Annotated in this window: 7 protein-coding genes; 2 read left to right on the plus strand and 5 right to left on the minus strand. The window is 67.5% G+C overall.

Annotation, left to right across the window (positions count from 1 at the left end; translation table 11 throughout):
- Positions 1-6: 6 nt before the first annotated feature.
- From AB3X08_RS22090 to AB3X08_RS22100, 3 genes are all read right to left on the minus strand, one after another.
- Positions 7-294, minus strand: coding sequence for a hypothetical protein (locus tag AB3X08_RS22090; protein ID WP_369935199.1), 288 nt, complete (start codon positions 292-294; stop codon positions 7-9).
- On the minus strand, positions 291-14,291 hold the full coding sequence (locus tag AB3X08_RS22095) for a hemagglutinin repeat-containing protein (protein ID WP_369935200.1): 14,001 nt from the start codon (positions 14,289-14,291) through the stop codon (positions 291-293). The genes AB3X08_RS22090 and AB3X08_RS22095 overlap by 4 nt, the downstream gene beginning before the upstream one ends.
- A gap of 73 nt (positions 14,292-14,364) precedes the next feature.
- Entirely contained in the window at positions 14,365-16,086 is a 1,722-nt protein-coding gene (locus AB3X08_RS22100; RefSeq protein WP_369935201.1) for a ShlB/FhaC/HecB family hemolysin secretion/activation protein, read from the minus strand.
- A 369-nt stretch (positions 16,087-16,455) separates the two neighbouring features.
- Between AB3X08_RS22100 and AB3X08_RS22105 the strand changes: the two genes are divergently transcribed.
- Together AB3X08_RS22105 and pyrF are read left to right on the plus strand one after the other, a co-directional pair.
- Complete coding sequence (locus AB3X08_RS22105; RefSeq protein WP_369935203.1) at positions 16,456-17,352, plus strand: 5'-nucleotidase, lipoprotein e(P4) family; 897 nt, start codon at positions 16,456-16,458, stop codon at positions 17,350-17,352.
- Positions 17,349-18,083, plus strand: coding sequence for an orotidine-5'-phosphate decarboxylase (gene pyrF / locus AB3X08_RS22110; protein ID WP_369935206.1), 735 nt, complete (start codon positions 17,349-17,351; stop codon positions 18,081-18,083). Before AB3X08_RS22105 ends, pyrF begins: the two co-directional genes overlap by 4 nt.
- Before the next feature lie 202 nt (positions 18,084-18,285).
- Here pyrF and AB3X08_RS22115 read toward each other — a convergent pair whose 3' ends face one another.
- Complete coding sequence (locus AB3X08_RS22115) at positions 18,286-19,803, minus strand: tryptophan halogenase family protein (RefSeq protein ID WP_369935208.1); 1,518 nt, start codon at positions 19,801-19,803, stop codon at positions 18,286-18,288.
- A gap of 118 nt (positions 19,804-19,921) precedes the next feature.
- Positions 19,922-22,957, minus strand: coding sequence for a TonB-dependent receptor (locus AB3X08_RS22120; protein WP_369935210.1), 3,036 nt, complete (start codon positions 22,955-22,957; stop codon positions 19,922-19,924).
- Between the last annotated feature and the right edge of the window lie 12 nt (positions 22,958-22,969).

The following is a 22,969-nucleotide window of genomic DNA, read 5'->3' on the forward strand; positions in this document are numbered from 1 at the left end:
TAAATGCTAAATATTTATTCTTCTATCTTCTAGCTGTGAAAATATAAATTCAATTCCTTCCAGCATATTTTCCACATCTTTTCTTAAAGAAATATTTTTTGCTTCGATTAAATTTAAGACGAAGGTATACTGCCTGTCGCCTCTCTCGCCATCAATTTTTATAATAAAAAATCCTTTGTATTTCAAGGAAATTGACTTCATCACCCAAAGGAAGTCATCAATAGCCAGCTCGTCAATTGGCAGCAACCCTAAATACTCGGAATATTTATTGGCACGCTCACGATCAGAAATCATTTCAGCCCTCTTAACGCTTTCGCAATGTCTTCGACTTTCGTCAACTCACCCGTAGCAACCTTGTCAACCACACTCCATATTACTTCCTGCGGAGGACCATCGACTCCGTTTCTGACGATCAACTGCTCCGCAACCTCAACAGCAGTTCTCTTATTCCCATTGTCAAATAGATGCCCGCCAGCAATGTCCCTAATTATAGACCCTACTTTGTTATAAAATCCATCATAATTCGAGGAATTCGCCAAGACCGTATCAACTTCTCGAAAAGATATTGTGCCACCAAAAGACGAGTTTATGGATGCGATTTCGTCCGCATTTATGCCAACCTTAAATCCTCCGGAACTTGAAGCCACCGCTGTTTTAAGTGCGGTTTTTTCGACGGCGTCTTCAATAACCTGCGCAGCCTTTCTCTCTGCAGTACCCGCGGCACCACCGACGCCATGCCCGCCCATTACATCAGCAGCAGCAATATCTATTGCACCAATCCCCACCCCGTTGCACGCGATGGGGTTGCTGAGACACGCGGTGACCACAACGGGAGTCGCCACTACGGCGACCGCAGTCCCACCACCAATCACAAGCCCTGCGGCTGGAACCGCTAGCACCCCTCGACCAGACGACCCTATCTGTGTCTGCGCAAACGTCAGTAACTCGGAGTTGTAGTACTCCTGCAACGTATCCTTACGAACGCCGGCCTGATAAAGACTGTTATAGACAGTGAGGAAACTGTCTGGACTAGAAGCCAGCTCGTTTCCATACAAGTGGAAGTCGTTGTATTCGGCATCCGTCGCCTTGAACGCTTGGCCCCAGGAGTAATGGTTGGTATTGGTGTTGAGGAAACTCAGTGCACTCTCATCAACGTTGGTGTTGCCAATAAGCCCGTTGATTTTTGCGTCGACTCGCGCAGCCGCCTCCACCGTTAGGCGACGCGTCGCTTCCTCTTCGCTGATTCCTTCCTGCAACGCAAATGTCGGGGCATTCTGGCGAATCCATGTGACCTCGTCCGGGTGCAACTGCCGATTGAATTGATCGCCCGCCAGCGCCGTGTTTGCTCCTTCTTGCCCGCCCAACACGCCGCCGATCGCCGCGCTGCCAAGCTCCATTAGGACGTTGTAGGTCTCCTTGTCCGTCACTCCGTGGGCGACCAGATAGTCCGACATCGCGCTCTTGGCTGCCTCAGCGCCAGCGGCGGCGGCGGCTCCTTGCAGCGCGCTTTCACCGCCCAGTGCGGCAATGGCGGCGCCCGCCAGGCCATGGAGCAGTATCTTGTTCGCCCCCCCGTCACTCCACGATTCGAGACGCACCTGCGCTGCTTTCCTAGACTCTTCGTCCGTGGCATCTAGCAAGTCCTGCTGTGCCTTGCGCTGCATCACGGACGCAACATCGCCCGCCACTCGGAACCCGACCTCGCTGGCAATCGCAGCCAATTCCTTCTGCTCTGCCAACTTCTTATCGTCGAAGATCTCTTTCAGACCGGACTGCTGCAATTCGGTGGCATTGCGATCCAAGCCCGACAGCGCTGCGGTATCGCCATTACGTACTTCCACCGTGCCGGCGGCAATGTCGCTCTTGGTAGTGCTACTGCTATTGTCATCACTGTTGCCCAGCAGGCTCAGTGCGGTGCGTGCGCCAACGCTGAGTGCGGTGCTGTTGGTGCCTGCGCCCACGGCTATGCCGCTGCTCTTGTAATCGGCTTGGTTCTTCAGATCCTCCACGGTCAGGCTGTCGGTAGACAGGCGATTCAGCCATGCATCCGCCGTGCTGGCGATGGCGCCACCGATCAGGTGCGTGTCGCCGCCGACCTCGATGTCGAACCCACCGTTGCCGGCCTGGATGCCGCTCTGCTCCTTGACGCTGGTGTAGTTGCTGTTGACTTTCTGCTGGCTGTAGCTGGCGCTGCTGCCGCTGAACCCATAGACCAACGTGACGCCGGCCTGCTGCTGCTTGCTCTTGTAGTCGTTGGTGTCCTGCTCGCTCTGGATCAGCAGGTCCCCGCCAACCTTGGCCAGCACCGTGTCGCCGATCGCCTGTGCACCCTTGATCGTGGTGTCGTTGCCGCTGGCCAAGGTCAGCGTGTCCTTGGCCGTCACGACGCTTTCGGTGTGCAACTCGCTGTTGCCCTTGGTGCTACCCTTGCCGGCATAGGCGCTCAGGTAGAAGCCGGTGGTGGTGCCGACGCTCACACCGATCTCGCCGCCGCCGTTCTTGTTCTCCGATTTGCTGGTACTGGTTTCCTCGTTGCTCAGCAGGTTGAGATTGTTGGCCGCCGCTAGCGTGACGTTCTGGCCGTTGATCTCGCTGCCGATCACATCGAGGTCGCCGTCAGTAGCGGCGATGGTGACCTTGCCGTCGCTGAGGATGCGGCTACCACCGGTGGTTTCCTCGTGCATGGTCGTCTTGCTGGACGCGCTGCTGGCACCGAGGGCGATCTTCAAGCTGACGGCGTCCTGGCCACTGCTGGTCGGCGGTGCTTGGTAGGCGCTTATTGCATCGCTGACGGCGTATGCGGTCTTGGCCGCATAGAGCGCCTTGAGGCGGTCGTCTTCTACTTCCGATCCGCGTTTGGTCGCGTTGTACGCCGCTTGGACTGCCTCGACCGCTGCACCGGTCAGCCCCAGCGTAAGACCCGCACTCTGCTGTTTGGACGTCTGCACCGTGTCCACGCGGTTCTCGGCCGCGGCGATCGTCACTTCCTTGCCGACGATGGCCGTGCCGGTCTTGCTCAGCACGTCGCTGCCGGTGATCGACACCGCGTTGCCGGCGGTCATCGTCACCGAGCCGTCGGTGCTGCCGACCAGGCTGCCGCTGTTGGTGATTTCGGTGGCGTCGAGCGTGTCGGTCTTCTTGCTGGCGCCCAGCGTCACGCTGAAGCCGCCGCCGCTGTACAGGCCGGTCTTCTTGACCTTCTTGTCGTGTTCTTCGCTGTGCTCGTTCTGCGCGGTCTCCAGGGTCAGGTTGTTGCCAGCGGCAATCACCACATCGTTCGTCGCTGCAACCTGCGCGCCTTGCGACAGCAGGTCGTTGCCGGCGGCAAGCTGCACGCTGTCGCCGCTGAGCGTGGTGACCACTGCGGTGCTGTCGTGCCACTCGTCATGCGTGGTCGTGGTCTTGCTGGACAGGAAGCCCTTTTTCTTCTTCTGCATGTCCTGTTCGGCATCGTGCTGCTCCTGCACGGCGAGCAGGTTGACGTCGTTGCCGGCGGCCACGGACACGCTGCCGGTGTCGGTGTAGACCTTGGCCGCGGTGAGATCCACGTCGTGGCCGGCCTGCAGGGCGATGTCACTGCCTGCCGTGAACTCGGTGCCGTGGACGGTTTCGTCGGTGGTACTGGTGGTCTGCTTGAAGCGCTTGCGCGTTTCCAGCGTGTCGCTGCTGTCCACCGTGGTCAGCGTGGTGCTGTTGATGTCGTTGCCGGCGACCACCGCCAGGCCCTTGCCCGCGTCGAGCTTGGCCGCGACCAGGTTGACGTCGTTGCCGGCGCTGAGGATCAGGTTGCCGCCGGCGGTGAGCGCTTGCCGGTCCAGGTCCTGGGTGGTGGTGGTCGTGGTGACCTTGGTCTTGCCCTGGCGGGTGTGATCGGTGGTCGTGGTGCTCTCGCCCAGTACCGACTCGACGTTGAGGTCGTGTCCTGCCGCGGCGATCAGGTCGCCGCCGGCCTTCACTTCGGCCTGGCGAATGGTGATGTCGTTGCCGGCCGCCAGTTGCAGGCTGCCGTCGGTGACGATGCTGGTGCGCACCGTGGCTTTGCCTTTGGCATCCGTGACCGGGGTCAGCGACAGGTCGTGACCGGCCTGCAGTGCGGCGTCGCCGCGAGCGGTGATCGCTACGCCGTGCAGTTGCAGATCGTTGCCGGCGAGCAGCGACAGGTCGTTGCCGGTGGCGATCGTGGTTGCCGCGCCGTCACGGATGAAACCGCGCTCTTGCGAGCTTGCCGTCGGCTGCAGCACCAGGTTGTTGCCGGCCTGCAGCGCGGCGCTGTTTCCGGCCTGCACGGTGGCGCCGGTAAGGGTCAGGTCGTGGCCGGCACTGATCAGGAGATTGCGGTCCGCACTGATGCCGGAGCCCGTGTTCAGCGCGCCGCCGCTGGTGCTGCTGAGCAGGTCGTGGCCGGCGCTCAGCAGCACGTCGCGGCCGACGATTTGGCCGCCGAGGTTGAGCAGGTCCTGCTGCGCCTGCAAGGCCACCGTGCCGGTGGCGGCGATACGGCCCTGGTTGAGCAGGGTGCCGGCGGTGGCGCTGACGTTGACACCGCTGATCGTGCCGCTGTTGTTCAGGCCTGCGGTAGCGTTGAGGGAGACGTCGCCGTTGTCGCTGGCAAGCAAGGCGCCGTCGCTGCGTAGGGTCAGCGCCGTGCTGGACGACAGGTAGACCACCGGCACCAGCACCTTCTGGCCCTGGTACTCCTGTTCGACCATCCACACGATGTCGTGGGTCAGCGCGGCGACCTGTTCGGCGGTCAATGCAACGCCAACATCCAGGTGCAGCGCACCAGCCTCGGCCACGCCGCCGTCCAGCAGCGCACGGTACTGCGCCACGCCATCGTCGTAGTTGCCCAGGTAGCGACGGCCGGTCAGCTGGGTGATCTGGTCCAGCACCAGGCGCTGTTCGTAGAAGCCGTCGCCCAGCCGGGTCTGGGTCCACTGCGGATCCACGCCGAGCTTGTCGAGCAGATAGTCGCTGCTGATGAAGTTGTCGTAATCGACGAAGCGCGGATCGGTCTCGATCAGGTAGCGGCGACCGGGGCCGGCGTTGAGGTTGGCGTTGACGCCGCCCAGGCCGTTGGCGGCGCGGCCTAGCGCGCTGACGCTGGCGCCGGTGGTGCCGACCAGCCGATACAGACCGCCGATCGGCAGGGTGATGTTGCCCAGCGGGGCGCCGATGCCGCCAACCACCTGCGGCACGGTGCCGGTGCCGGGATCGATCTGCTGGCGCTGGCCGGCGACGTTGCTGCCGGCCAGCACTGCCTGCGCGCCACCGGTTTGAATCTGACTGCGCGTGGCATCGCCGCTACCGGCAAGCGTTGCCTCTACGCCTTGCGCCTGAACATCGACCGCGGATGTCTCGGCACTTTTCACCAGCGCGGCCTCACCGTCGGCGATGCGGATCGGGCCGATGCTGGCACTAACGGTGCGGTTGTTGACCGTTGCGCCGCCTGCAGCCGTGGCGGTCTGCGCCTGCACGGCTTTATTGCCGACGCCGCTGGCACTTTGCGCACTGCGGCGGTTCAGTGCCGTACCTTGGCTGGCGTTGAACGCGGCGCCGCCGATGCTGCGGCCGTCGCTGCCGACGGCGCCGTTGCTGATGGTGGCTCCGTTTATCGACACGCCTTGGCCGCCGGTCATGTTGGCGGCTAGGGCGATATAGGCACTATCCGTGGTGCCGGAGCCGACGACGGATACCGCCGTCCCACCGATGTTGCCGCCACTGGACTGTTCTTCCGCGTCCTCGGCACTACACGCCATTTTCCCTGGAGGAGGCGTGCAGCCGCCTTGACGTACGCCGGCCGTGTATTCCTTGTCGGTGTAGTTGAACCGCTGGTTCAGCGCGAGCGCCTGATTGAGCACGTTCTCGTTGCCTCCGATCATGTCGTCGGCCAAGCCAGAGACACCGCGCTGGTTGATCCACAGCGCGCCTGCCGCTGCGATCGTCGAGGCAGTGTTGGTGACGCTGCCGGACAATGCGATGTTCCCGCCCGCCGCGATGCGGCCTTCGGCGCTGGCGCTGGTCACTCTTTCCTTTTGCTGTGCGTCGAAGGTGCGGAAAACGCCGAGATTGTGGCCGTGATAATTGGCCGGCTCCGGATCGTTGCGAAGCTCTTGCTCCGGCATCGTCTGGTTCGCAGCAGCGCGCTCGTCGGCCGACACTTGCGAGGTGGCGGTGGTGATCGTCCGCCGCCGGTTATTGAGCTGATTGGCCGCAATCAGGATGCTGCCATCGGCCTCGATGCTGCCGGACAGGTTGTTGACCACGCCGGTGCGCGCGGTGAGCGTGCCGCTGCCGTCGCGCGCGCCGCCGATGGCGATGTTGCCGAGGCTGAAGATTCTGGCGTCGCGGTTGAGCAACTGGTCACGGACCACCAGGGTCATGCCGTTGGTGGCGCCGATCAACGCCGAGCCGTAGGCCGCGTTGTCGGTGGCGCTGCCCAGGTCGGCGCCGTTGACCAGGGTGCCGGTGTCCACCAGCACGTTGCCGCCGACCAGGCTGCCGGTATTGGTGATGCTGCCGGAGGTGAGCTGCAGGGTGTTGCTGGCGGAAATGTCGCCGGCGTTGTCGATCGTCCCGCCGGCATTCAACTGGGTATTGCCCGACTGCATCGTCGCGCCGGCGCGGTTGCTGATGTTGTTGGCGGTCACGCTCAGGCTGCGCCCGGCCTTCAGCGCGGAGGCGTTGGCCAGGTTGCCGCCGACGTTGAGGCGGAAGTCGCCGTTGCTGGTGATGTCGGCGCCGGCCGTGTGGGTGTAGTCGCCACGCACGGTCAGGTCGAGCAGGTTCTGCGCGAGGATGTTGCCGGCGCCGTCGAAGCCGACGGTATCGATGACCACGTCGCCGGCACCGCCGACGCTGCTGCCGGCACCGATGCGGCCGCCGCTGTTGCTCAGGCTCTGCAGGGACAGACGCACCGCCTGCTCGGCCTTGATCGTGCCGCCGCGGTTATCGAGCGTGGCGCCGGCGCGCTGCAGCAGGAACGTATTGCCCGCGTAGATGTTGCCGCGCTGGTTGTCGAACGCGTTGGTGTTGGCGACGAGATCGCCACCGGCGACCAGCTGGCCGTCGCTGTTGACCACGCTGGCGGCATCGAGCACGACGCTGCCGCGTCCGCCCAGGCTGCCGCCGGCGTTGCGCAGTTCGCCGCCGGTGCTGAGCTGGGTCAGGCCGCCGCCGTTGTTGGCGATGCTGCCCTGGCTGTTGTCGATGCGGCCGCCGGAGACGGTCATCGCGTTGCCGCTGTCGAGCTGGCCGCCGCTGTTGAGCAGCGCGCCGGTGACCGCGACGTTGAGATCGCGGCCGCTGCCGATGCGCCCGCCCTGGTGGTTGTCGAGCTGGCCGCGCGCGGCCAGCGCCAGGTCGCGTCCGGCCTGGACAGTACCGGCGCTGTTGCTGACGTTTTCCGCGCCGACGGTGGCGTCGGTGCTGGCACCGAGCAGGCCGCTATCGTTGTTCAAGGTGTGCGCGATGTCGGCGCGCAGATCGCCGCCGATCCCACCACTAGCGACGGCCTGCAGCGTGCCGCTGCGGTTGTCGAGACTGTCGGCGCGCACGGTCAGGGTGCCACCGGCGGCCTGCAGTACGCCGCTGCGGTTGTCGAGTGCGCCGCCGAGCTGGGCATTGAGGCCGCGTGCCGACACGCTGCCGCCGACATTGCTCAGGCTGGTCGCGGTCAACGAGGCGTCGCCGGCAGCGGCGATCGCACCGTTCTGGTTGTCGATGCCGGCATTGGCGCCGAGTTGCAGCTGGCCCTGGCTGAGGATGCGGCCGCCGGCATTGGCGACGGTGCCGCCGATGTTCAGCGTGGCCGTGCCGTTGCCGGCGTGTTCGATGCGGCCCTGGGCGTTGTTCAAGGACGCGGCGCTGAGGTTCAGGTCCTGGCCGTTGGTGGCCAGCTTGCCGTTGCTATTGTCGAGCGCGCCGGTGAGGGCGATGCGGGTCTGCCCGGTGCCGCTCTGCACCAGCGTGCCGCCGTTGTTGCTCAACGACGCTGCGCCCAGATCCAGGCGCGCGGCCTGCATTTGTCCGCCGACGCCGTTGAGCGTGCCGTTGTCGACGCTGCCGCCGGCGCGCACGGTCAGCAGGCCGCCAGCGAGCAGATCGGCGCCGCGATGATCCAGCCCGTTGCTCGCGGTCAGGCTGGCGTCGCCGCCAACGCGGGTGGTGCTGCCGGCCAGGTCGAGTTGGGTGGCCTGCGCGGTGAGATTGCCGGCGGCGATCAGTTTGCCGCTGGCGCTCAGGGTGCGGTCGGCGTGCAGGTCCAGCGCACCGCTGCCGCCGAGACTGCCGTCGCTGCGCACACCGGCCGCGGCGACGCCGCCGATGGCGATGTCGCCTGCGCGCAGGCTCAGGTTGCCGCTGGACAGGGTCTGCCCGGCGTTGTCGATGCGTTGCGCCTGCAAGGCGATGTCGCTGCCGTTGACGGTGCCGCGCTGGAGCAGTGCGGCGTCGCTGGTCAGCGCGAGCTGGGTGGCCGATAGCGTGCCGGCCACGGTCAGGTCGCCGTGCGACTGCAGTTGCAACGTGGTGGCGGCGCTGAGCGCGCCGCTCTGCGACAGCGCGCCGCCGGCTTGCGCACTGAACGCACCCGCCGCGGCCAGGGTGCCGCTCAGACTCAGGTCGCCCCGGCTGATCAGTGCGACGTCGCCGCTTTCGCTGCCGAGCTGGCCGCTGCTGGCGACGCTGGCCGCTTCCACGCGCAGCGCGCTGCCGGCGATCAGGTCGCCGCGATTGTCGACGGCGCCGCTGGCGGTCAGGCCCAGGCGCTGCAGGCCATAGCTCTGCCCGGTCTGCTGCAGCGAACCGACGTCCAACTGCAGGCGCTGGCGCGCACGCAGCGCGCCGGTGTTGTTCAGTGCACCACTGACGGTCAGGGTCGCATCGCCCTGCGCGGCGAGCAGGCTATTGGTGGCGTTGTCGACGCTGGCCGCGGTCAGCGTCAGATCGGTGCCGGCCACGACCTGCGCGGCATTGCTCAGTGCACCGCCGGCATTCACGTTCAACGTCGTCGCGGCCTGGGCGATGCCGGCGAGCGCGAGAGCGCCGCTGCTGCTCAGCGCCAGCGTGGTGCCGGCATCCAGCGTGCCCTGGCTGTCGATGCGCGCGCCGGTCAGCGCGATCGCGCCGGCGCTGTGCAGTACGGCTTGGCTGCCGGTGCGCAATGCCGCGCCCGCGCTCAACGACACGACCTGGCCGGCATTGGTTTGCCCGTCCACGTGCAGGTCGCGCTGCGCCTGGACCTGCAGCGACTGTGCGGCCATGACCGAACCGGCCATCGCGATATCGCGCCCGGCGTGCAGGTCCAGCGCCTGCGCGCTGAGGGTGCCCGACTGCGCCAGATCGCCTTGCGCCTGCGCCTTCAGTTGCGTGGCCGCGGCGACGGTGCCGCCCAGGCGCAAGTCGCCCTGGCTGGTCAGCGCGACCTGGCCGCTCTCGCTGCCGAGCTGGCCGCTGCTGGCGATGCTGGCGGCGTCCACCTGCAGGTCATGGTTGGCGATCAGGTCGCCCTGGTTGTCCACCGCACCGTTGGCGCGCAGCGTCAGGCGATCGCCGGCGTAGGCCTGGCCGCTGTGTTGCAGCGTGCCCACGTCCAGCGTCATGGCCTGGCCGGCCTGCAGGTTGCCGGCGTTGCCGAAGATTCCCGGGGTGGACAATTGCAGTGCGCCCTGCGCGGCCAGCGTGCCGCTGGCGGCGTTGTCGATGCTTTGCGCGGCAACGCTCAGGTCGTGGCCGGCCACGACCAGACCGGCATTGCTCAGCGCTGCACCAGCATCGAGCGCGATGTCGCGCTTGGCCTGTGCCACACCGGCCAGCGCCAGCGCGCCGTCGCTGCGCAAGGTCAGATCGGTGCCGGCATCGAGCGTTCCGCGGCTGTCGATGGCGCCGCCTTGCAAGGTCACGGCGGCCGCGCCTTGCAGGACGGCGGCCGTACCCGTGGCGATGCTGCCGCCGCGCAGGCGCAGATTGCCACCGGCCAATGCCTGGCCGTCGACGCGCAGCGCGCGCTGCGCCTGCAGCTCCAGCGCGGCGGCGGTCTGCGCGCCACCGGCGACGCTCAGGTCGCGGCCGGCGGCGAGCGTGGCCGACTGCGCCTTGAGCGCACCGTCCACCTGCAGATCGCCCAGCGCGTTGGCGCTCAGCGCCTGCGCGGCGATCACGCTGCCGCCCAGCTGCATGTCGCCCTGGCTGCTCAGCGTCACCTGGCCGGTTTCGCTGCCGAGCTGGCCGCTGTTGCTGAGACTGCCGGCGTCGAGGCGCAGGTCGCCGCCGGCGATCAGCGTGCCGCGGTTGTCCAGCGCGCCGGCGCTGTGCAGATCCAGCGCCTGGCCCGCATACAGCTCGCCGCGGTGCTGGAAGCTGCCGGCCTGCAGCAGAAGGGACTTCTGGCCGCGCAGGCGGCCGGCGTTGTCGAGCAGGCCGGCGACGCGCAGATCGAGCGTGTCCGCCGCCAGCGTGCCGGCGGCGCGGTTGACCGCACTGGCAGCGCTCACATGCAGATCGCGACCGGCGACGACCTGGGCGCTGTTGTCCAACGCAGCGCCTGCGTCCAGCACCACATCGCCACCGCCTTGGGCGATGCCGGCCAAGGTCAATTGGCCCTGGCTGCGCAGGCTCAGATCGGTGCCGGCATCGAGTGCGCCGCGGCTGTCGATCGTCGCGCCGTCGACGGTGATCGCCGCAGCGCTCTGCAACACGGCGTTGCCGCCGGTGGCGATGCTCGCCGCGCTCAGTTGCGCAGCGCCGCTGGCCACGGCCTGACCATCCAGGCTCAGCGCGCGCTGCGCCTGCAGTTGCAGATCCGCTTCGCTTTGCAGCGCACCGGCGACGCTCAGGTCGCGCCCGGCGCCCAACTGCAGCGACTGCGCCTTGGTGGTGCCGCGCTGTTGCAGATCGCCGGCTGCCTGCACGCGCAGCGCGGTCGCGGCGATCTGGGTGCCGTCGAGCTGTACGTCGCCGCGGCTATCGACCAGCAGCTGCCCCTCCTGGCTGCCGAGCTGGCCGCTGCTGGCGACGCTGCCGGCTTGCAGGCGCACGTCGCGCTTGGCGATCAGGTCGCCGCGGTTGTCGAGTACGCCATCGACCTGCACGGTCAGCGTGTCGCCGGCGTAGGCACGGCCGCTCTGCTGCAGGCTGCCTGCGCTCAGGCGCAGCGCCTTTCCTGCCTCCAGTGTGCCGGCGTTGTCGAGTGCGCCTTGCACGTGGGCGTCGAGCGCCGCCTGCGCCGAGAGTTCGCCCTGCGCTTGGTTGGTCGCACTGGCCGCGCTCAGGGTCAGATCGCGGCCGGCGAAGACGCGGGCCTGGTTGTCCAAGGTCTGCTCCGCCTGCAGCGCGACATCGCGCCCGCCCTGGGCGATGCCCGACAGAGAGAGGGCGCCGCTGCTGCGCAGGTTCAGATCCGTGCCCGCATCCAGCGCGCCACGGCTGTCGAGCGTGCCGGCGTCCACCTGCAGCGCCGTGGCGGTCTGCACCACGGCATCCTGGCCGAGCGCGACGCTGGCGCCGCGCATATCCAGATCGCCGCCGGCAACGGCCTGGCCGTCAACGCTCAGCGCGCGCTGCGCCTGCAATTGCAGCGTCGTCGCGCTGCGCAGCGAGCCGGCCACGGTCAGGTTGCGGCCCGCCTGCAGCTGTGTCGATTGCGCCTGCACGCTGCCGTTCTGCCGCAGATCGCCGAGCGCGGTGGCGCGCAACGCACCGGCCGCGACCACGACGCCGTCCAGGTTCAGATCGCCGCGGCTGTCGAGCGTGAGCTGGCCGCGCTGGCTGCCGAGCTGGCCGTTGCTGGCGATGCTGCCGGCGCTGATGCGCACGTCGCCGCCGCCGACCAGCGCGCCGCGGTTATCCACCGCGTCGGTGGCGGCGAGGTCGAGACTTGCGCCGCCGTAGGCCTTGCCTGTCTCGGCCTGGGCGAAGCTGCCGGCGCTCAGGCGCAAGGCGCCATCGGCATGCAGGCTGCCAGCATTGCGCAGCGCGGAAGCACTGGCGATCGTCGCATCGCCGCTGGCCGACAAGGTCGCGCCGCCGGCGTTGTCCACGCTGTCCGCGGCCACCGCCAGATTGCCGCCGGCCACCACCTGCGCCTGGTTCTGCAGCGAGGTAGCGCTGTCCAGCGCCACGTCGCCGCGCGCCTGCATCGTGCCGGCCAGGCGCAACGCGTTGTCGCTGCGCAGGGACAGCGTGGTGCCCGCGTCGAGCACGCCGGACTGGTCGATGTCCGCGCCTTGCAAGTGCAGCGCGCCGCCGGACTGGATCTGCCCGGCTTGCAGCAGCGTGCCTTGCGCACGCAAATCGGCGTCGCCGCCCGTGGCGATCGTGGCGGAGCTGCGCAGTTGCCCGTCGGCGCTCAGCTGCAGTGCGCCGTCGGTCTTCAGCGTACCGTCCAGCAGCGCGTCGCCAGCGCCTTGTAGCTGCGCGCTGGACGCGCTGAGCGTGCCGGACTGGTGCAGCTCGCCCGCGGCCTGCACCGTCAGCACCCCCTTCGCTGCCACGGCGCCGTCGAGCGCGAGATCGCCGCGACTGCGCAGGCTGGTGCCGCCGCGCTGACTGCCGAGTTCGCCGCTGCTGGCGAACTGCGCCGCGTCCACGCTCAGCGCGTCGCCGGCGACCAGGCTGCCGCGACTTTGGATGGCGCCGCTGCTGGCGATATCCGCGTTGCGGCCGGCATAGCTGCTGCCGTCATTGGCGAATGCGGCTGCGTCGATCCGCAGATCGCGTCCGGCGTACACGGTGCCGGCGTTTTCCAGCGTACCGGCGGTCGCCAGGGCCACGTCGCCGCTGGCGGACAGCACGCCGTTGGCGCTGTTGCCGATCGCCGTCGCGGCGATATCCACATGGCCGGCGGCGCTGAGCTGGCCGGCATTGTCGAGACGGCCGCCGGCCTGCAGCGCGGCGTCCTGCCAGGACTGGACCAGCCCAGACAGGCGCATGTCGCCGTCGCTGTGCAAGCCCAGGCCGGCACCGGCATCGAGCGTGCCGGCGGCGTCGATCCGCATCGCCTGCACGCTCATCGCGCCGCCGCTCTGCAGCGTTCCGGCGCTCTGCAGCCAGCTGCCGCCGGCATGTAGGGCCATCGTGGCGCCGGCGTAGGCCACGCCGCTGTTGCGCAGGGTGCCGCTTGCGTCCAGGCTCAACGCGCCGCCGCTGTACAGCGTGCCGCCGGCGTCGAGTTCGGAGCCGAGCAGGCTGATCGCGCCGGCGCTGCTGCGCCCGCTGTGGACGATGCTGCCGCTGGCGCGCGCGTCGAGCAGGCCGCTGGCGACGGTGTCGCCGCTCAGGCTCAGCTGCGCGGCGCGCAGCTGCACGTTGGCCTGCTGCGAACCGAGCGTGCCCTGCTGGGTCAACGCGCCTGCGGCGCGCAGGTCCACGTCGTCGCGGGCGACCGTGGTCCCGCTCAGGCTGAGCTGGCCGGCGCTGTCGATCTGCAGGCTGCCGCTCTGCGCGGCCAGGGTGCCGCGGCTGACCACGCCGACGCCGGCTTCGGTGGCGATCAGGCGGATGCGGTCGGCGTACATGCCGCCGAGGTAGGCCACGTCGATGCCGATCGACGGCGCCGCGCCATCGTTGCCGGGCAGCAGCTCCAACAGCATGCCGTCGTAGCCGATGCGCTGCGCACCGGTGCTGGCGAGCAGATCCTTGGCCCACACCGAGCCGTCCACGCTGAGCTGCCGCGACAGCAGATCCAGGCGATCGACGTTGTACGCGTCCAGGCCGTTGCTGCCGATGCTCAGCACGCCGCCGGTGATGCCGAAACCGTTCAATGCGCCGTCGCTGCCGAGTTGCGGCGTGCCGGTGGCCAGGGTGACCCGCGCCGCGTTGAGGAAGCCACAGCCATCGCAGCTGATGCCGTTCGGGTTGGCGATCACCAGCTGCGCCTTGGCTCCGGCGATCTCGGTGTAACCCTGCAGGCGGCTGGCGCTGGAGGTGACTTCGTTGAGGATCAGCGTGGCCGCACCGCTGTTCTTCAGGTTGTCGTTGCCGGCGATGTAGCCGCCGAGCTCGGTCTTGGAAATGTTGGCGCTGTTGTTGAGGATCAGGCCGTTGGCGCCGACGTCGAAGCGCGAATAACGGTTGTGCGAGACGCCGCGTGCGTTCGGGGCGACGATGTCGACCACCGGTACGCCGTTGGCCGCCGCTTGCTGGCCGGGCTGTTGCCCGCCTGGATTGGCGACCGGCACGACTTGCGCGTAGAGCGGCAGCGAGGTCCAGGTGACGGTGCAGCACAGCAGCATCGCCACGCCGCGCTTGAAGCGCTCGGCCATCGTGGTGCGCACGCCAGCGGAATCCTTGTCCATCGCCATTTCTCTCTCGTCGCGCCAGAGGCGCTCAAAAAAACAAAAACCCGGCCCGCCAAATGGCGGCCCAGGGTCAGAACTGATAGGTCAGGCGCATGCCGTAAGCCGGCTGCGCGGTGTCGAAATCGCGTGGCGCGTGCAGATCCCAGCCGGCGAAGCCGTCCCAGCTGAGTCCGCCGCGCGCGCCGCGCACGCCGACGAAGGCGCCGACCAGGCTGCGTCCGTCCTGCCCGCTGGCGCTGGGGCCGCCGATGCGGCCGGCGTCCACGCCCAGGTAGGGGACGATGCCCAGGCGCTGCACCGGCAGGTTGAGCGTGTTGCGCCAATAGGCGCCGCGTTCGGCGCCGAGGGTGCGTTCGCCATCGAAGCCGCGCACGCTGTAGCGCCCGCCGATGCTGATGAATTCCGAGCCGAGCAACAGCTGCGAGGCGGTCTGCGCGTGCAGGCTGCTGTCCCAGCTGGCGGCCACGCTGCCGAGCTTGAACGGCAATCCGGTGCTCACATCCAGCGTAGTGACGCCGTAGCGAAAGCTGGGGAAGCCGACCGCCGGGTCGTAACCGGTCCATTGCCCGTTGAACCACGGCGTGCCGCGGCGGTGGGCCAGGCGCAGGTCCAGTTGCATCGGCCCCAGATAGCGGCGATGGCTCAGGTAGCCTTCGGCGCTGGTGGTATGCCTGCGCTGGATGCCGATCTCGATGCCATCCAGGTAACTGCGCGCCTCGCGCTTGGCCACGACGACGCCGGCGGTGGTCTTGCTGCTGCCGTTGCGATGGATGACCCGCTGCAGGTCGAGCTGGGCACTGTTGGATTCGCCACTGGACTGGAAGCTTTGCAGATAGCCGTCCACGCGCTGGTGGTAGCGGTAGGACGACAGCGACAGCGCGAACGTCCACCAGCCCCACGGCACGCTGTAGCTGAGGCTGTTGCCGCGCGTGCCGCGCTCGGCACCGTGGTCCTCCAGATCGTGGTTGTAGCCGATCGACAGCAGATCGTTGAGGCCCAACGGCGCGTCCAGCGCGAAGTCGATGCCGCCCTGCACGCGGCCGGTGGCGCGCACGCCGGAGTCGTCGGCGTTGAGCACGCTGCGCCAGCGCCGCGTGTGCTGCAGGGTGATCACCAGGTCCGACTCGCCGGGCTGCTCGCCCGGGGCGATGTCGATCTTGGCGTCCTGCGACGGCACGCGCTTGAACTGCTCCACGGCCTGCTCGATCGCGCGCAGATCGACCAGGTCGCCCGGCCGCAGCGGCAAGGCGCTGCGCCAGGCACGTTGTTCAACCTCCGCACGGCCATCGGCAGACGCGACGCGGACCTGGCGCAAGCGGCCGGGCATCAGCTCGAAGCGCAAGCGGCCGCTGGACAGGTCCTGCTCGGGCACGCCGATGCGGGTGGTGACCAGGCCGCGCGCGACCAGTTGGTCGAGCGCGCGGCGGCGGATCAGGTCGATGCCCTCGCGGCCGATGCAGCGCCCCTGGTACTGGCGCAGGTACAGCCACAGCCAGGCGAAGCGCGCACCATCGGCGCCGGCGCCGCCCAACTGGACGCGCTGGATCGGAAAGCACAGGGTTTCGGTGGGCAGCGCGGTGCTGCGCATGTCGGCCGGGGCCGCTGCTTCACGCGGGCCGGCGAACGGCGCCTGCCGGTCCTGTTCCTGCTTGCGCTGCACTTCCTCGGCCTGGCGCAGCTGTTCCTGGCGGTCGAGCGTGGTCGGCTGCTCCTGGGCCTGTGCGGGCAACGCGCGGCCTGCGCAGGCGCATGCCGCCAAAACGGCAAGGACGGTTCCCTTTCTCCACGACACCACGGTAATTCCCCTGTAATACGCATCCGGCGTTTCCCTGCCTGCGCAGGGCGTCGATCACATCCTTCCGACTGGCGCTGCACCTCGCGTGCATGCAGGGCGAACTGTGGTGCACACCACGGGAACGGAGAATCCGGACCGCCCCGACGCGCTGTCGGGAGATCCCCTAACGCTCGAGAAATTGCGTGACCTGGACCTCGCGCCATCCGGGACGGCGTCACTCTTACTCATATTTGTCTACGAGATGCACCAGGCGCATGGCGACGCTGCCGCGGTGGCCCGAACCGCAGGTGTGGGGCCTTCTCTCGAGGCGGCGCCAGCCGCAACCCGCTAAAATCGGTCGATTCCCCCGCTAGGTTCCCGCGCCCGATGACCCCGATCGCCCGCACCGCACTGGCCTGCGCCGTGCTTGCCCTGTCCGCCTGCAAGCCGCAGACGCCGGCCACCGATGCCTCGGCGACGCCGGCCGCCAAGACCGCCGGCACCCCGGTGGCCGGCGACGACAACCTCAACGCGGTGCTGTGGATGCAGCGCTCGGCCGAGTACCGGGCCGTCGCCGAGCAGACCTATCGCGCCGCCGCCGACCGGCTGGATGCGGCGCTGAAGGAGCCGAACTGGGACGCGCTGGTGCCGGAGGAACGCGGCAACGCGGCGACCGGGCTGAAGCCGGCGGTGGTGATGGACGTGGACGAGACGGTGCTGGACAACTCGCCCTACCAGGCGCGGCTGATCCGCAACGGCAAGGAATACGACGAGGTCAGCTGGGACCAGTGGGTGGCCGAGAAGAAGGCCAAGCCGATCCCCGGCGTGGTCGATTTCGCCAAGGCGGCCGACGCCAAGGGCATCACCGTGCTGTACGTGAGCAACCGCGCGGTGCACCTGACCGACGCGACCCTGGCCAACCTGCGCAGCGCCGGCCTGCCGGTGGCCGACAACAGCGTGCTGCTGGGCCTGGGCACGGTGGTCAAGGACTGCGAGCAGAACGGCTCGGAGAAGAACTGCCGGCGCAAGCTGGTCGGCCAGCAATACCGGGTGCTGATGCAGTTCGGCGACCAGCTCGGCGATTTCGTGCAGGTCGTGGCCAACACGCCCGACGGCCGCGCGCAGCTGCTGCAGCAGTACCACGACTGGTTCGGCGAGCGCTGGTGGATGCTGCCCAATCCCAGCTACGGCTCCTGGGAGCCGGCGCTGTTCAACAACGACTTCGCCCAGCCGCGCGCCGCGCGCCACCAGGCCAAGCGCGACGCGCTGGAGCTGGCGCAGTGAGCCGCGCGCCGCTGCCGCTGCAGGCGCACGAGCGCTTGATCTTCGCCCTCGACGTGCCCGATCGCGCGCAGGCCTTGGAGTGGATCGAGCGGCTCGACGACGCGGTGGCGTTCTACAAGATCGGCATGGAGCTGCTGGCCTCCGGCGAGTACTTCGATGTGCTGGAGACGTTGGCCACGCGCGGCAAGCGCGTGTTCGTGGACCTGAAGTTCTTCGACATCCCGGCGACCGTCGGCGGGGTGATCCGGCGCCTGTCGCAGTGGCCGGTGGACTACTGCACGATCCACGGCTGGCACCCGGCGATGATGCAGGCCGCGGCCGAGGCCAACGGCAGCGAGATGCGCCTGCTGGCGGTGACCGTGCTGACCTCGATGGGCCGCGCCGACCTGGCCTCGATGGGCATCGACCGCGAACCGCAGGACGTGGTGGTGGAGCGTGCCCTGGCCGCGCATGCCGCCGGCATCGACGGGGTGATCGCGTCCGGCCAGGAAGCGGCACCGATCCGCCGCGCCACCGGTGCCGGCTTCTCGATCGTGTGCCCGGGCATCCGCCCCGGCGGCCCGGTCGGCGACGACCAGCAGCGCACCGTCGGCGTGGCCCAGGCCTTCGCCGATGGTGCCGATGCGATCGTGGTCGGCCGCCCGATCCGCCAGGCCGCCGACCCGCGCGCCGCCGCCGAAGCGATCCAGCGCGAGATCGCCGCCACCCTGGCGAACGCGTCGGCGCGCTGATCCATCATTAAATATCAACTACTTAGCAAATAAAACTTAAACCATTGCATTAGCTGTGCGCTGCCGGTAGCATGCGCAGCGTCCGGCTCTGCCGGAGATGCGCCACAAACCGTTCTCCGGCTTCGGTCGGATTTTGAAGAGGCCCGCGCCTTGGTGCGCGAGGCCTCTTTTTTTATGCCCGGCACGCGGCCGGGCGCCCCGCTCAGCGCGGCGCGGCCGCGCAATAGCGGTCGATGAAGGCCTGGTGCGGCGGCATCGCGTCCACGCAATGGCCGATGGTCTGCTCGATGCTGGCGACGAAGCGTTCGATGTCCGCCGCCGGTATCTGGTCCACCAGCGGGTGGTAGGCGCGCGGCAGGATGCCCTGTCCGACCATCACCTGCACCCAGCTGATCTCGGCGAACATCTCCTCGCCGTTGCGGTAGAAGCGCCCGCTGTCGCGGAACAGGTCCAGCGTGGCCTGCAGGTCCGGCGTGATCGCCATGCTGCGGCACTGCCGCCAGAAGTCGCTGTCGTCGCGCTCGGTGGCGGTGTAGTGCAACACCAGGAAATCGCGGATGCGGTCGAATTCGAAGGCGATGCGATCGTTGTAGCGCTGCACCAGCACCGGGCTGATGCCCTCGCGCGGGAACAGCTCCAGCAACTTGGAGATGCCGGACTGGATCAGGTGGATGCTGGTGGATTCCAGCGGCTCCATGAAGCCGCTGGCCAGGCCCAGCGCGATCACGTTGCGGTTCCACACCTGCTTGCGGCGTCCGGTGACGAAGCGCAGCGGGCGCGGATCGGCCAGCGCCGCGCCGTCCAGGTTGGCCAGCAGCGTGGCCGCGGCTTCGTCGTCGCTGATGTGCGCGCTGGAATACACGTAGCCGTTGCCGGTGCGGTGCTGCAGCGGGATGCGCCATTGCCATCCGGCCGCGCGCGCGGTGGCGCGGGTGTACGGCGTCGGCGGGCCGACCTTGGCGCAGGGCACCGCCAGCGCGCGGTCGCACGGCAGCCAGTGGGTGAAATCGTGATAGCCGGTATGCAGCGCCTGCTCGATCAGCAGGCCGCGGAAACCGGAGCAGTCGATGAACAGGTCGCCGGCGATCGTTTCGCCCGACGCCAGCCGCACCGAGCGCACATCGCCCGATTCCGGATGCAGCTGCACCTCCTCGACGATGCCCTCGCGCCGGGTCACCCCGCGCTGCTCGGAGAAGCGGCGCAGGAACGCCGCGTACAGCGAAGCGTCGAAATGGTAGGCGTAGGCGATGTTGGCCAGCGGCGAATTGGGCGGCGCGTCGCTGGCCGAAGTCATGAACTTGCCGCGCTTGGCGGCCACGGTGTTGAGCGTGTAGGCGCCCAGCGGCCTGGCCTTGCCGGCCAGCGCCTGCTTGAACCAGTACTGCTGGAACGGCAGCAGCCCGAGCGAATGTCCGATCTCGGTGCCGAAGCCGTGGATGTAGGAGGTGCCCGGGCGGTGCCAGTCGACGAACTCGATGCCGAGCTTGAAGCTGCCCTGGGTCTGGCGCACGAACTCGGCTTCGTTGATGCCGAGCAGATTGTTGAAGGCCTTGATGTGCGGCACGGTGGCCTCGCCGACGCCGACGATGCCGATCTGTTCCGACTCGATCAGGGTGATGCGGTAGTCCGGGCCCAGCACGCGCGCCAGCGCGGCGGCCGCCATCCAGCCGGCGGTGCCGCCGCCGACGATGACCAGGTTGCGGAGAGGGGCGGCGATCATGCGTGCGCGGTCCTGTGCGGAAAGAAGGAAGTATCCGATACGCGAACGGGGCCAAGCGGCCCCGTCCGGAAAATCCCACGCGCGCCGGTCCGGCACGCGCGTGGGCCGTTGCGGTGGATCAGAACTTGGCGCCGATTTCGAAGCTCACCGTGCGCGGGAAATAATTGATATCGCCCGTCTTGTTGATGGTGATGTCCGGATCGAACTGGCCGTTGGAACCGAAGCCGTTGTACACGTACGAGGTGTAGTTCTTGAAGTTGAAGGCGTTGAGCAGATTGATGCGCGCCGACAGCTTGTAGTCGTTGTACACCGTGAACTCCTTGGTCGCCTGGAAATCCACCGTGCGGTAGCCCCAGATCTTGCCGCCGAGCAGGAACTTGCCGCTGGCCGGCGGCACCACGCCGACCTGCTGGCAGGTACCGCCATCCGCATCGACCTTGCCGTAGCAGGCGATGGTATTGATCGGCTCGGGCGTAGCCAGCACCACTTTTGCGCCGAAGGTGACGCCCCACGGACCGTCGATCGAACCGGACGCGACGAAGCGGTGCGCCGCCACGGCATCGGACTTCACGAACGGGTAGTCGTGGATGGTCGCCTTGTCGAACGCGTAGGGCTCGTCGATGTTGCGGTTCTGCCGGGCGCTGGTGTGGGTGTAGGACAGGTTCAAGCCCCAACCCGACTCCTTGGTGTACGGCTTCTCCGCCGACAACAGGACCTGGCTGCTGCGCTGCTCCAGGCCGTTGCTGCCGATGATGGTGTTCTGGTAGCCGGGCACCGGCTCGCCCCACGGCGCGCTGCCGTTCTGGAAGTAGGAACCATCCGGGTAGCGGTTGATCAGCGACATGGCGAAGCCGTCGTAGCTGAGGATGCGCTGGAAGGTCACGTCGGTGAGCCAGTCGCCGACCTGGTTGCTGATGCCGATGCTGTATTGGTCGCTGTACGGCGTCTTGAGCTTGTTGTTGAACATGAACAGCTCGGCGCTGCCGCTGACGCCGGGGATCGAGGTCAGCTGATCCACACCGTTGAGATAACGCGGATCCCATGCGGTGCAGACGCGGTCGGAGCGATAGCACTGGCCGGTGGCCGGGTTCTGGAAGTACACCGCGACCGGCGACAGCGCCGCCTTGCTTGTTTCCAGTGCCAGCTGCTCGAACAGGTTGCGGTCGTAGGACCGGCCGGCGCCGCCATGCAGCACGGCGCTCTCGTCGCCGAAGAAATCGTAGGAGAAGCCCAGGCGCGGCGCCCAGGCGTCCTTGAAGTTCTTGCGGTTGTTGCCGGTGCTGATGTAGTCGGCCACGTTGATGCCGCTGGGCAGCAGGCGATCAGCCCACGGATGGCCCGGATTCTCCGGATCGTCGGCATACAGCGCGGCGACGAAGTCGGGCGAGGTGACGAAGTCGGTGTAGGCCGGGCTCTTCTCGTAGTCCCAGCGCACGCCGATGTTGATCATCAGCTTGTCGGTCGCGGCCCAGTCGTCCTGGATGTAGATGCCGTACTGCTTGGACGGCGATTCCACCGTGGCCTTCTGGCCCGGCGTGGCGTACGGGGCGACGAAGTCCACTCGGTAGGGCGTGGAAGCGACGCCATTGGCGCCCACCGAGTAGCTGAACTGCGGATTCAACGCGGCCGCGTCCTGCGAGGTCAGCTTGATGTCCTTGTAGCTCACGCCCATCTTGATGGTGTGCTCGCCATGCCACTCGAAGCTGGTGAAGGTCAGGTCGTTCTGCAGGAACCAACCCTTCTGGCTCTTGCGCTGCACGTTGGCACCACCGGCCGAACCGGTCTGCAGGAAGCTGTACTCGTCCACGTCGGTGGAGCCGGCGCGCGGGGACAGGTAGTTGTAGAGAATGCCGTTGCCGATGCTCATCGGGGTCGGGTTGTTCTCCGAATTTTCGGTACCGACGATGAACTCGTTGAACCAGTTGTCGGCGCTGTGCTGCCAGCGCAGGTTGGCGCGCTTGTCCTTGTTGATCTTGTTGGTACCGTGGCCGGCGGCGCTCTGCCCGCCGAGGTTGGCGACCTGGGTCTCGTCGCGGTACTGCCCGCTCAACTCGATACGGTCGCGGTCGGTCGGCTCGAAATCGATCTTGCCGAAGTACAGGTCCTCGGTGAACGGCAGGTTGGCCGGGCCGTACAGACTGGACAGGTTAGCCGGCAGGTAGCCGACGTACGGCGCCGCTTCGGGGCTGGAAAGGACGGTCTTCGGCGACGCGTTTTCCTTGCCCTCATAGGCGACGAAGAAATGCATGCGGTCCTGGATGATCGGGCCGCCGAGCGCGAAGCCGTATTCCTTGATCTGCGAATCGGTCTTCTCGGTGTTCTTCTCGTCCGGACGCTTGTCGCGCAGGTCCTGGTCGGTATAACGGTAGAACGCTTCGCCGTGGAACTCGTTGGTGCCGGACTTGGTCGCCGCGGTGATCGCCGCGCCGCTGATCTGGCCGTACTCGGCCTTGTAGTTGGAGGTGATGACCTTGTATTCGCCGATCGCCAGCTGCGGGAACGGGTTGCCCTGGGTGTCGCTCTGCCCGGCGATGCCGCCGCCGCGGACATAGCTCTTCTGGCCGACGCCATCGATGTACAGGTTGCCGGCGCTGGCGTTGGAGGCGCCGCCACGCAGCTTGGTGTTGCCGCTGCCGTCGACCTGGAACACCATGCCCGGCACGGTGTCGGCGAACTCGAGGAAGTTGCGCGTGGCCTGCGGCAGCTGCTGGATCTGGCGCAGCGATACCACGTTGCCCACTTCCGACGTCTTGACGTCCTTGAGCATCGGCGCGGTCACGGTGACCGTGTCCAGCGTGGTCGCGGCGCCGCCCGGCGCGGCGGTGGTGCCGGCGTCGAGATCGACCGTGGACGAGGAGGCGACCTGCAGCGTCACATCGCGCTTGATGCCGTTGGCCTCGACCGTATAGGTGCCCGGCGGCAGGCCGACGATGGTGTAGTTGCCGTTGGCGGCGACCTGCGTGCGCCGCACCGAACCGGTGGCGGTGTTGGTGACGACGACTTCGGTGCCGGCCTGGGCCTGCGCGACCTGGCCGCGCAGGATCGCGGTGCTGGTCTGCGCCATCGCCGGCATCGCTGCGAACAGGCTGGTCGCCAGGGCGCAGCACAGCAGGCTGCGTGCGGGCATATTGGAAGCGGAACGCTTTCTCTTCATGACAGAAACCCC

Origin of the sequence: Xanthomonas sp. DAR 34887 (assembly GCF_041245805.1) — a bacterium.
Lineage (GTDB): Bacteria > Pseudomonadota > Gammaproteobacteria > Xanthomonadales > Xanthomonadaceae > Xanthomonas_A > Xanthomonas_A tesorieronis.